The 11359-nt window shown below is 73.7% G+C and carries 11 protein-coding genes; 6 read left to right on the top strand and 5 right to left on the bottom strand.

Annotated features, from left to right (window positions below; translation table 11 throughout):
- Nucleotides 1-13 precede the first annotated feature (13 nt).
- Nucleotides 14-787, bottom strand: coding sequence for an MHYT domain-containing protein (locus ABZ478_RS15975; RefSeq protein WP_359549444.1), 774 nt, complete (start codon nucleotides 785-787; stop codon nucleotides 14-16).
- Nucleotides 788-939: 152 nt separating this feature from the next.
- Between ABZ478_RS15975 and ABZ478_RS15970 the strand changes: the two genes are divergently transcribed.
- Nucleotides 940-1539 (top strand): class I SAM-dependent methyltransferase, encoded by a 600-nt coding sequence (locus ABZ478_RS15970; RefSeq protein WP_359549441.1) that lies wholly within the window; start codon nucleotides 940-942, stop codon nucleotides 1537-1539.
- Between the two features lie 13 nt (nucleotides 1540-1552).
- On the opposite strand, the gene ABZ478_RS15965 is transcribed toward ABZ478_RS15970, so the two are convergent.
- Nucleotides 1553-2308 carry an alpha/beta hydrolase gene (locus ABZ478_RS15965; RefSeq protein ID WP_359549438.1) on the bottom strand — a complete coding sequence of 252 codons (756 nt, stop codon included), beginning with the start codon at nucleotides 2306-2308 and terminating at the stop codon, nucleotides 1553-1555.
- 139 nt (nucleotides 2309-2447) lie between these two features.
- On the opposite strand from ABZ478_RS15965, the gene ABZ478_RS15960 reads away from it, so the two are divergent.
- The gene (locus ABZ478_RS15960) at nucleotides 2448-2981 is read left to right on the top strand and encodes a PadR family transcriptional regulator (protein WP_358929450.1); all 534 of its coding nucleotides are present in this window, start codon (nucleotides 2448-2450) and stop codon (nucleotides 2979-2981) included.
- Here ABZ478_RS15960 and ABZ478_RS15955 read toward each other — a convergent pair.
- Nucleotides 2958-3866: an oxygenase MpaB family protein gene (locus ABZ478_RS15955; RefSeq protein ID WP_359549436.1), complete on the bottom strand. Its 909-nt coding sequence runs from the start codon at nucleotides 3864-3866 to the stop codon at nucleotides 2958-2960. The genes ABZ478_RS15960 and ABZ478_RS15955 overlap by 24 nt on opposite strands.
- A 103-nt stretch (nucleotides 3867-3969) precedes the next feature.
- Between ABZ478_RS15955 and ABZ478_RS15950 the strand changes: the two genes are divergently transcribed.
- Both ABZ478_RS15950 and ABZ478_RS15945 read left to right on the top strand, forming a co-directional pair.
- Nucleotides 3970-4254, top strand: coding sequence for a hypothetical protein (locus ABZ478_RS15950; RefSeq protein ID WP_359549581.1), 285 nt, complete (start codon nucleotides 3970-3972; stop codon nucleotides 4252-4254).
- 162 nt (nucleotides 4255-4416) lie between these two features.
- Nucleotides 4417-5259 (top strand): hypothetical protein, encoded by an 843-nt coding sequence (locus ABZ478_RS15945; RefSeq protein WP_359549434.1) that lies wholly within the window; start codon nucleotides 4417-4419, stop codon nucleotides 5257-5259.
- A gap of 99 nt (nucleotides 5260-5358) precedes the next feature.
- Here ABZ478_RS15945 and ABZ478_RS15940 read toward each other — a convergent pair whose 3' ends face one another.
- Nucleotides 5359-5541: a hypothetical protein gene (locus ABZ478_RS15940; protein ID WP_359549432.1), complete on the bottom strand. Its 183-nt coding sequence runs from the start codon at nucleotides 5539-5541 to the stop codon at nucleotides 5359-5361.
- A gap of 419 nt (nucleotides 5542-5960) precedes the next feature.
- Between ABZ478_RS15940 and ABZ478_RS15935 the strand changes: the two genes are divergently transcribed.
- Nucleotides 5961-8723: a DEAD/DEAH box helicase gene (locus ABZ478_RS15935; RefSeq protein WP_359549579.1), complete on the top strand. Its 2763-nt coding sequence runs from the start codon at nucleotides 5961-5963 to the stop codon at nucleotides 8721-8723.
- Nucleotides 8720-10027: an SWF or SNF family helicase gene (locus ABZ478_RS15930; RefSeq protein ID WP_359549431.1), complete on the top strand. Its 1308-nt coding sequence runs from the start codon at nucleotides 8720-8722 to the stop codon at nucleotides 10025-10027. Before ABZ478_RS15935 ends, ABZ478_RS15930 begins: the two co-directional genes overlap by 4 nt.
- Nucleotides 10028-10159: 132 nt before the next feature.
- Here ABZ478_RS15930 and xylA read toward each other — a convergent pair whose 3' ends face one another.
- Nucleotides 10160-11326, bottom strand: coding sequence for a xylose isomerase (xylA, locus tag ABZ478_RS15925; protein WP_359549429.1), 1167 nt, complete (start codon nucleotides 11324-11326; stop codon nucleotides 10160-10162).
- Between the last annotated feature and the right edge of the window lie 33 nt (nucleotides 11327-11359).

Genomic DNA, 11359 nt, shown 5'->3' with positions numbered 1-11359 from the left:
GAAGGGGATCCCGCTAGCGGGCGGCGTTCTGGACGGGCCGCTGGGCGGAGGCGGACGCCTCGCGCTCGCCGGCCGAGGGCGAGAGGGCGACGAAGGCCGAGGTGAGGAACAGGTAGGACCCGAGGCCGACGGCGAGGGGGAAGATGAACTGCATCGCCGTGGCCCCGGGCAGGACGTCGCCGGATGGGCTGACGCGCACTCTCACCGCGAACATTCCGGTGTAGTGCATGCTGCTGACCGCCGCTCCCATGACGAGGGAGGCGAGGGTGACCGCGAGAGGCGACTTGATGTTGAGCCCCGCCCACAGCGCCACGGTCGCGGCCACGACGGCGATCAGCACCGAGAGGCCGACGAGTACGGGCCGGTAGGTCACCTCGCCGTGCAGCCGTACCGCCGCCATGCCCAGGTAGTGCATGCTGGCGACGCCCAGCCCGGTGGTGAGCCCGCCGAGCAGGAGGGCGCGGTTGCGGTCCCGGCTGTAGCCGACGGCGAAGACGCCGGCGCAGACGACGGCCATGGCGACGACCAGGCTGAGGATGGTCAGCGGTACGTCGTAGCGGATGCCGGTACCGCTGACGCGGAAGCCGAGCATGGCCACGAAGTGCATGGTCCAGATGCCCGTGCCGATCGCGGAGGCCGCGGTGAGGAGCCAGTTGCGTCGCGACCGGCCGGTGGCGGCGAGCGCGCGGACGGTGCAGCGCAGTCCCAGTGCGGCGCCCGTGCAGGCCATCAGATACGACAGCGCGGGGGTCAGCCAGCCGAAGGCGGCGTGGTCCAGGTGTCCCATGGCCCCGGGACGCTAGCCGGGGCAGGGGCGCACGAAGGGGGCGCGTTTCGAAAGGTGTTGGAATATGGCGCAGAGATGCGGCGGAACGATCGGGTCGCGCTCGAACGTGCGCGCAGGAGTGTCCCTCGTGTCGGTGAGGAATCATGCCGGACATGAGCGACGACCACACACACGTCCAGGAGTTCTTCGCCCCCCGTGCGGCCGGGTGGGACAGCAGGTTCCCCGATGACGGCCCCGCCTTCGCGGCCGCCGTGGCGGAGATGGGACTGGGTCCGGGCGACCGCGTGCTCGACGCCGGATGCGGCACGGGCCGCGCTCTGCGGCCGCTGCGTGCCGCGGTCGGGCCCGTCGGCGTGGTGGTCGGCGTCGATCTGACCCCGGCGATGCTCCAGGCCGCCGTGCGGGCCGGCCGGGACCAGGAGGGCCTCCTGCTGCTCGCGGACGTCGCCGCGCTGCCGCTGCGCGGGGGCGCCCTGGACGCGGTGTTCGCCGCCGGCCTGATCGCGCATCTGCCGGAGCCCGTCGAGAACCTGCGGGAGCTGGCCCGTGTGGTGCGTCCGGGCGGCAGGCTCGCGCTGTTCCATCCCATCGGCCGGGCGGCCCTGGCGGCGCGTCAGGGGCGGCGGCTCACCCCGGACGACCTCCGCGCCGAGGCCAACCTCCGCCCGCTGCTGGACGGCTCGGGGTGGCGCATGACCTCGTACGCCGACGAGGACGCGCGCTTCCTCGCGCTGGCGACGCGCGAGGGCTGAGCGCCACGTCGTGTCAGACCTGTCCGGCCACGGCCGCCACGAAGGCGTCGGGGTTGTCGAACATCACGTTGTGCCCGGCGCCCGGCACCGTGAGAACGCGCACCCCTGCGGCTTCCAGGTCCTTCCGGCCCAGGAGTTCGCCGCTGTGTTCGCCCTGGAGGTAGACGCGGTCGACCTCCAGGCCCTGAAGAATCGTGCGCATGACAGGGTCCGAGCCGCGGCGGAGGCCGACGGCGCTGCGGTGCAGCGCCCGGGGGTCGGCCAGCCGCATCGTGGCCGCCCACAGCGGGCCGACGGCGTCCAGCACGCGCGCGTACCGCCTCTCGACGAACTCGTCCTCCTCGTAGGTGGCGATCGAGCTGCTTCCTGCCGTGGGCGGCGGGAAGGCGTCGAGGTTGGCCTCGGTGAGGACCAGCCGTGAGACCAGGTCGGGCCGCCGGTGGGCGAGCACGATGGCGACGGCTCCGCCCATGCTGTGCGCGATCAGTTCGGCACCGGTGACGCCCGCCTGGTCCACCGCGGCCGCCAGGGCGTCGGCGTTCTCCTCCAGCGTGTATCCGAAATGCTCGGGACGGTCACTGATGCCGTGCCCGGGCAGGTCCACGAACAGGCTTCGCCTGCCGACCAGTTCGGGACGGGCCGCGACATGCGCGTGGCACACGGAGGAGACCGATCCGAGTCCGTGCAGATACACGCGCGCGGGCTCCGCACCGGACACCTCCGTCCACCGGATCCGGCTTCCCTTGTCGTCGAATACGGCCTGCTCCACGTCGCCCCTCCTGCGTCACTACGGTTCCCGCGTCACCGCGGCTCGACTCCGCCGATCCCAACATACTTCGACACCGATGTATTGCGCCACAAGAATATGCGCGTCTTGATGTACAGCGCCCTTGCGAGAGAATGCGGTCATGCTGGAACTCGCCATCCTCGGCTTCCTCTACGACGTCCCGCTCCACGGCTACGTCCTGCGCAGGCACATCGCCGCGCTCACCGGGCATGTGCGGCCCGTGGCCGAGAGCACGCTGTACCCCGCGATCAAGCGGCTGGAGAAGGCGGGACTGCTGGCGCGGACCACCGAGCCCGGCGCCGTGGCCGCGCCGCGTCACGTCCTGACCCTCACCGAGGAGGGCAGGCAGGAGCTGCGCCGCCGGCTGGCCGAGCCCGGGCAGCGCGAGATCACCGACGAGAACCACTGGTTCACCGTGCTCGCGTTCCTGCGGCACCTCGACGATCCGGCCGCTCAGGCGACCGTGCTGCGGCGCCGGCTGGCCTTCCTGGAAGAGCCGGCGAGTTTCTTCTACGACGGTGACCGGCCGCTGCGCGCCGAGGAACTGGACGATCCGTTCCGGCGTGGCGTCCTCACCATCGCGCGTGCCACCAGCCGGGCCGAACTCGCCTGGCTGCGCGACACCCTGGCCTCACTCGGGGACGTCGCCCGCTGAGGCGTCCAGGTGGCGCACCGGGCAGCCGCCCATCCCCGGAACCGGGCGGGTGCCCAGGTCGGCCGGGCGGTAGCCGCCCGGGTAGCTCTTGATCTCCCGGTTCTGCCGGGCGAAGTGCGGTGCGCGGCGGGGCGGGAGCAGGCGGACAAGCCGGCCGCGAGCTCGGACCGCGCGGCGCACGAGCGCCGAGGAGACAGGGCCCGGCGGCTCGTAGTGGAAGGCGCGCAGCAGGGGTTCGTCGAGCAGTGCGAGCGTGGCCGTGCGCAGCAGGGATGCCAGCGGGCGCGGATACCAGGACGCCATCAGGTCGAGCGTGGCGTCGGAGACCCGCCGGGCCTGCTCGTCCCAGCCGAAGTGGGCCTGCTCGTAGGCGTCGAGCAGCGCCTCGAACTCCTCGTAGGTCGCCGGGACATCGGGGATGCCCAGATGCCGGCCGAGGATGCGGTAGTACTCGGTGGCTGCGACGATCTCGTGCCGGGACAGACGGCGCCAGCCGTAGGTGTCGATCCAGCGCCGGGGCACCACCACGAACGTGGACAGCACGTACCGCATGTCGTCGTCGCTGATGTCGTAGCTGCGGTGCATCCGGTTGATGCGGCGGATCGCGGTGCGGCCCTCGGGTGCGGCGAAGCCGTGTTCCACCACGGTGTCCAGCAGCAGGGCGGTGTCGTCGTACCGCTTCTGCGCGCGCTCGGTCAGCTCCCCCGTCCGTGCGAGCAGCCGCCCGATGGAGGGGACGGCGTAGGTGCGGTACAGGGCCAATTCCAGGGCCCGTGTGTAGTCCCACGGGAATTCGAACGCGGTGCTGAGCCGGTAGATTTCGTGAGCGTCCTCCACGGGGTCCATCCGCTGGATCCGCCTGAGCCGGTCGAAGCGCACCGTCACTGCCCCCTTTTACCGCCGGAGCTTCAACTCTACGTTGAACAGTGCCGGATGAGTGGTCGGTGACGACCCCGTACAGAGGAAGGCGGGTCACGTGTTCGACGCGATGCGCAAGTATGCCTCCAGGTTCCGTACCTCCCCGCGCCCGGCGGCGACGGGCGGCCGGGAACGGCGTCCACACAACTTGTTCGAGGCCGCGGCGGCCTATGTGGCGGCCCGCGCGGAGGACGACCAGGACGGCATCGACGAGGCGTCGGCGTGGGTATCGCCGGAGGCGCTGTCCTTCGGGGTGAGCGAACTGGCGTGCCGGGCGGTCATCGCACTGGCCCGGGAACGCGACGAGTCGCCCCGGACGGTCGCCCGCGACCTCCTCGGTCTCCCGGCCGCCTGAGCCGGACGGGGCCGGCCCCGGGCCGCGGCCTTCCGCCGGGCGGCCGTTTCGCCCCCGTCCAGGTGGAAACCTGCAGCTCCGCGTGGTGTGTGGAGTCGTGACAAGTACCTTCCACTCGCACTAGGGTGCGCGCCGAAGGGACGAACCACTGGGAGGGCTGTGATGGCCGGGACGGACGAGCAGGCCGTCGCCGCCGCGGACGAGGCGCTGTATGTGCTCACGGCGGTGCTGCTGACGCCCGCACAGTTCCCGAGCGTGCTGGGCGACGACTATCCGGAGGCCTGCGCGGCGCTGGGACTGGCGCCGTACGCCGACGGGTACGGCCTGGTGCTGGGGCAGGACGGTGACGGCGCCCGCTGGACGGTCGCCATCGACGACGTGTCCCTGGTCGCCGTGGCGATCGCGTCCTGGGACTGCGGCATGGAGTACGAGCTGTCGCCGGACGAGAACACCGTGGTGGCCGCTCTGCCGGGCTGGCCGCTGGCGGTCGCCGTGGCCGCGCCGGGGGTGCCCGCACCTCACGATCCCACTCCGGACGCCGCGGACGGGCCCGCGCTGACCCCGCCGGACACAAGCTCCTGGGGGCCGGCCCAGCGTCGCCTGGGCGCCGACGAGATCGCGCTGCAGTGGGCGGTCTGGCGGGAGCAGATCGGCGACGGCTACTCGCCCTCCCCCGGCGCGCGGCCGGAAGCGGCGGAGTCGCCGGCGGACGACGCCAAGGGTGCACCCAGGTCCGGGCACCAGGGCGTACGGCGCGTACTGGCGGAGGCTCGCGCCTACGTCGACTCGCCGCCGCCGCTCGGCCGGGTCCGCTCCTCGTTCGCCCCGGGCGACGCCCGTACGCTGCGGGCCGACGGCCCCGGCTGGTCGATCGTGGCGCGCACCGACGACATCGCGTTCGTCCTGCTGGACGAGGAGCCGGGGGAGGTGCTGCCGGTGGGCCGGGGCCCCGAGCTGCCCGGCCTGCTGGAGGCGCTCGACAAGTTGGCCGTGCGGCCCCTGTGAGTCGGTGGAGCCGTGCCGCGCCCGTAGCGGCACGGCTCCTCGCCGAACGGGTTCCGGCCGGCCGGTGAGCCCCGTCCGCTCGGGCCGGTCACCGGCCCCTCAGCGGCCCAGTTCCTTGCGCGTGACACGACGCAGTCTGCGCCGCTGCGAGGGGTCCAGGGCCAGGTAGGCGGCGACCGGGACTCCCACCACGACGAGGAACGCCACCCACCAGGGCAGCCAGATCAGCAGGATCAGACCGACCGCCACGCCCCCTGCGGCGATCTTCGCGTTCTTGGACATGAGCGTCGCCTCCTCCGCGGCAGCCCTTGCCGCTCTCTGCCCTGAGAACGGCCGTACGCTTCCCGCGGTTCCGGGGCCCGACCCTGAGACTTCCCCGACGCCCGCCCCCTAGTGGCCCACGTCACAGGCCGGTCGCTCGGACCGGACCTCCGCGGTGCTGTACCCTCGGCGACTTCGAGTCTCAGTAGTCAAATTTGAGGAGCGCGGGCAGAGTCGTGCAGAGGATCTCCACCGCACCGCCCACCGAACCGTCCGAGCACCCCGAACCGTCCGAGCACCCTGAGCAGTGCGACGCGGCCGAATCGCACGAGCCGTCGCAACTCCCCGACCCGTCCGCCCCGTCCGCCCCGTCCGATCCGTCCTGGCTGAACCGCTGCCGCGCGGTCTTCGTCCCGTCCGATCCGCCCCGCACCGGCACCATGGCCTTCTGGCAGCCGGACGGCGACGTTCCACCCACCGTCGCCCGGGGCTCCGTCGCGGAGCTGGACCTGGTGCTGCCCGCGCCGGGCGGTGACGTGCGGCGGGTACGGCTGCCCGCCGCGCTGCTGCCGGTCGGGGCGGCGCTCCCGGTGCTCACCCGGCCGGGGCAGGAAGGACGGCACCGAGCCGTCGAGTTCTGGGGCACGGCCGGCCTGCTCGCCCTGCGGTTCCTGGCGCGCGGTCTGCTCCTGCCCGGCCTGTCGCCGGCCGGTCACGACACATGGCGGGTGGGGCCGCTGTCCGCGCGCGATGCCGAGCTGGTCCGTGAACTCGCCGCCGCCATGCCCCCGGAGGCCCACGCCACGCCTCTCGCCGTGGAGGGCCGGCCACGCCTGCCGGACCCGGAACGTCTGTTGCGCTCCTTCCTGGACGCGGTCGCCGACACCCTCCCCCGTTCCCCCGCCGCCGCGCTCGTGACGGGCGGCGCCGCGTTCGCCGCGCCGGAGCCCCAGCACCTGCCCGGCCTCCGCGCGTGGGCCGACGACATCGCCGCCGGGCACGACACGGGCGTCCGGCTGTCGTTGCGGGTGGAGGCGACGGGCCTCCACGACGCCGATGGCGAGGGTCACGCCGCGGTGCGGTTCCGTGCGGTGCTCCAGGTGCACGGCGCGAGCGGGACGGTGGGCGTCGCCGACGCCGCCGGACTCTGGTCCGGCCCGGCGGTCACGCGCGAGGCGTTCGGTCCGCGCGCACGCGCGGACACGCTGCTGGCCCTGCGCCGGGCGGCCCGGGCGTGGCCGCCGCTGACTCCGCTGCTCACCGCCGCCGTTCCCGATGTGGTGCACCTGGCCGACGACGAGATCGCCGACCTCCTGGGCGAGGGTGCCCGTGCTCTGGCCACCGCCGGCGTCGACGTGCACTGGCCCAAGGACCTGTCACGCGGGCTGAGCGCGCACGCGTCCGTCGGCCCGGCGGACGGGCGGAGCGAAGCGCTGCCCTCGTTCCTCTCCGCGGACGCCCGGCCGGAGTTCCGGTGGTCGTTCGCGCTGGGCGGGCGCGAGCTGTCGCGGGAGGAACTGGATCTGCTGGCGGAGGCCAAGCGTCCCCTGGTCCGGCTGCGCGACCGCTGGGTGCTCGTCGACCCCCGCGAGGCGGACCGCGCGCGCGGCCGCGAGGATCGCTCCATCACCCCGGTCGAGGCCCTGGCCGCCGCCCTGACGGGCTCCGCCGAGGCCGACGGCCTCCGGGTCGACGTACGGCCCACGGGGTGGCCGGCGCAGCTCCGGGAGCGGCTCGCCGACCCGGAGGCCTCCGAGCCAATGGGCGAGCCGCCGGGGCTCGCCGCCACCCTGCGCGACTACCAGCTGCGCGGTCTGGGCTGGCTCGCCCGGACGACGGCCCTCGGACTGGGCTGCTGTCTGGCCGATGACATGGGGCTGGGGAAGACGGTCACGCTGATCGCGCTCCATCTGCACCGGCAGGCGGACCCCTCGTCGGCCGGTCCCACGCTGGTGGTCTGCCCGGCCTCCCTGCTCGGCAACTGGCAGCGCGAGATCGAACGATTCGCGCCCGGTGTCCCGGTACGCCGGTTCCACGGGCCGGGGCGCGCTCTCGAAGCCCTGGCGGACGGCGAGTTCGTGCTCACCACGTACGGCACGATGCGGCTGGACGCCGAACGGCTCGCCGAGGTGCCCTGGGGGATGGCCGTCGCCGACGAGGCACAGCACGTGAAGAACCCCTACGCGGCGACCGCGCGCGCCCTGCGCTCCATCGGCGCACGCGCGCGCGTGGCGCTCACCGGGACACCGGTGGAGAACGACCTCACGGAACTGTGGGCGATCCTCGACTGGACCACCCCGGGGCTGCTCGGCCGCCTCGGCACCTTCCGCGCGCGGTACGCGCGGCCCGTCGAGGCCGGCGGGGACCCCGCCGCGGCGGAGCGGCTGGCACGGCTCGTACGGCCGTTCCTGCTGCGGCGCCGCAAGTCGGACCCGGGCGTCGCACCGGAACTGCCGCCGAAGACGGAGACCGACCGTCCCGTGGCACTGACGCACGAGCAGACCGGTCTCTACGAGGCGCTCGTCCGCGAGACCCTCGGCCTGATCGCGGACGCCGACGACATGGCCCGCCGGGGCCTCGTCGTGAAGCTGCTGACCGGTCTGAAGCAGATCTGCAACCACCCGGCGCAGTTCCTCAAGGAGGACGATCCCGCGCTCGTGGGACGCTCCGGCAAGCTGGAGCTGCTGGACGAACTCCTCGACACCATCCTGGCGGAGGGCTCGGGGGTGCTCGTCTTCACGCAGTACGTGCGCATGGCCCGTCTGCTCGAACGGCACCTGACGGCCCGCGGGGTCCCCTCGCAGCTCCTGCACGGCGGCACCCCCGTCGGCGAGCGCGAGACGCTGGTGCGCCGCTTCCAGGACGGCGAGGTGCCGGTCTTCCTGCTGTCGCTGAAGGCCGCGGGGACGGGCCTGAACCTCACCCGGGCCGACCACGTGGTGCACTACGACCGCTGGTGGAACCCGGCGGTCGAGGCCCAGGCCACCGACCGGGCGTACCGGATCGGGCAGACCCGCCCGGTGCAGGTGCACCGGCTGATCGCCGAGGGGACCGTCGAGGACCGCATCGCGGAGATGCTCGGGCGCAAGCGCGCACTCGCGGACGCCGTGCTGGGCACCGGCGGGTCCGCGCCGGCTGAACTGACGGAGCTGACGGACGCGGAACTCGCCGCGCTGGTGGAACTGCGCGGGGAGGCGCGATGAGCCGTTACGAGCACGGACCCGAGGGCGGCCCGGAGCGCACGTTCGCCGCGTTGCCGCCCGCGCGCGGGCGGGGGTTCGCATGGACCTGGTGGGGCCGCGCCTGGCTGGCGGCGCTGGAGGACGCGGCGCTGGAGGCCACCGCGGTGAAGGCGGGGCGCCGGCTCGCGCGCGCGGGCGAGGTGGGCGCGCTGACCGTGCGGCCGGGCCGGGTGACCGCCGTCGTCCGGGAGCCGAAGGGCACCGCTCACCGGGCCGACGTCCTGCTGCCCGAGCTGTCCGAGCAGGAGTGGGACCGGTTCGTGGGCCTGGCCGTCGAGCAGGCGGGGCACCTGGCCGCGCTCCTCGACGGGGACCTGCCGTCGCACCTGATCGAGGACGCGGCGATCAGGGGGATCGAACTGCTGCCCGGTCTCGGGGAGCTGGAACCCGAGTGCGACTGCGGCGCATGGGACCACTGCGGGCACACCGCCGCCCTGTGCCATCAGGTGGCACGGCTGCTGGACGAGGATCCGTTCGTGCTGCTGCTCATGCGCGGCCGGGGAGAGAGCACGTTCCTGCGGGAACTGCACCAGCGGAGCACCGCGCCCCCGGACGAGCCGGCGGCGCCGGGCGAGCCGTACGAGGCCGAGGGTGTGGATGCCGCGGAGGCGTGGGCGGCCGCGGACATCGTCCCCGCTCTCCCCGCGCTGCCCGCCGTTCCGGAGGCGCCCGGCGGACCACCGTCCTACGACGCCGGGACGGCACCGACGCCGGCGGTGGATCCGGTGGCGCTGCGGTACCTGGCCGGGAGGACGGCGCGGGAGGTCCACCGGCTGCTGGGGCAGGCCCTCGGCAACGGCGGTCCCGGGGAGCCGGATCACCGGGCGCCGACGGCGGCCGAGGACGTCGTACGGCTCGCCGACGGCGCGGTTCCCGATGCCGTGGCCGAGCGGCTCGCCGAGGGATCGGGGCGGGGCCGCGAGGGGCTGGCGACCGCCGTTCGCGCCTGGCGTCTGGGAGGGCCGGCGGCCCTGGCCGTCCTCGATGGGGAGTGGCCGGTCCAGGGCGCGGCGCTCGCACGCGCGCGTGCCGCCCTGGACGCGGCCTGGGAGACGGGAGAACGGCCGTCGTTCCGGCGGGAAGGCAACCTGTGGACGGTCCCGGACGAAGGGGTACAGCTGCGCCTCGGGCCGGACGGCCGCTGGTGGCCGTTCCGGACGGAAGGCGGCCACTGGGTTCCGGCGGGTGCCCCGGACCGGAACCCGGCGACCGCGCTGGCCGCGGCACGACCGGCCCCGCAGGCCCCGGTGCCCCGAGGCGCCTGACGGCCGCCACGGCCGGCGGGACGGCCCGTCGGCAGCGGATCAGGGCGTCCCCGAACGGGTTCACCGGCACGGCCTCAGGGGGCGTTCCGAAGCCGCACGGCGGATCCGGAATGCCCCCGGCGGGACCCTGGTTCAGCTCCGGGCGCCCAGCAGGTGGTCCATGGCCAGCTGGTCGAGCCGCTCGAAGGCCATGCCTCGTGCGGCGGCCGCCTCCACGTCGAAGTCCTCGAAGGCCGCGCGGTCGTCGAGCAGGCCCCGCAGGCCGTCCGCCGCGGTCGGCTGGGCGAGCTCGTCCAGCCGCGAGGCGCGCAGCGCCTCCTGGACCTCCGGATCGGCGCGAAACGCGGCGGCACGCTCCTTCAGGATGAGGTAGTTGCGCATGCAGCCGGCCGCCGACGCCCACACGCCGTCGAGGTCCTCGGTCCGCGGTGGCTTGAAGTCGAAGTGGCGCGGGCCCTCGTAGCCGGCGCTCTCCAGCAGGTCGACGAGCCAGAAGGCGGCCCGCAGGTCACCGGCGCCGAACCGCAGGTCCTGGTCGTACTTGATGCCGGACTGGCCGTTGAGGTCGATGTGGAAGAGCTTGCCCGCCCACAGGGCCTGCGCGATGCCGTGCGGGAAGTTGAGGCCGGCCATCTGCTCGTGGCCCACCTCGGGGTTGACGCCGTACAGCTCGGGGCGCTCCAGGCGCTCGATGAAGGCCAGCGCGTGGCCGACCGTGGGGAGCAGGATGTCGCCGCGCGGCTCGTTGGGTTTGGGCTCGATGGCGAAGCGGAGGTCGTACCCCTGCGAGGTGACGTACTCGCCGAGGAGGTCGAAGGCCTCCTTCATGCGGTCGAGGGCGGCACGGACGTCCTTGGCGGCTCCGGACTCGGCACCCTCGCGGCCACCCCAGGCGACGTAGGTCTTCGCGCCCAGTTCGGCGGCGAGGTCGATGTTGCGGATCGTCTTGCGCAGGGCGTAGCGGCGGACGTCGCGGTCGTTGGCGGTGAACGCGCCGTCCTTGAAGACCGGGTGCGTGAAGAGGTTGGTGGTGGCCATCGGCACGGTCATGCCGGTGGCGTCAAGGGCCTGGCGGAAGCGCTTGACGTGGGACTCGCGCTCGGTGTCCGAGGACCCGAAGGGGATCAGGTCGTCGTCGTGGAAGGTCACTCCGTGGGCGCCGAGCTCCGCCAGGCGCCGCACCGTCTCGACCGGGTCGAGGGCACGGCGGGTGGCGTCGCCGAACGGGTCCCTGCCCTGCCAGCCAACGGTCCACAGGCCGAAGGTGAACCTGTCCTCGGGGGTGGGCTGGTAACTCATGCCGCGGCTCCTTGCTTGGTACGAGTATTTCGT

This window comes from Streptomyces sp. NPDC005706 (assembly GCF_040631045.1).
In the GTDB taxonomy this organism is placed as follows: Bacteria; Actinomycetota; Actinomycetes; order Streptomycetales; family Streptomycetaceae; genus Streptomyces.
The sequence above is the reverse complement of the archived record's forward strand: the minus strand, read 5'-3'. Positions and strand labels throughout refer to the sequence as shown.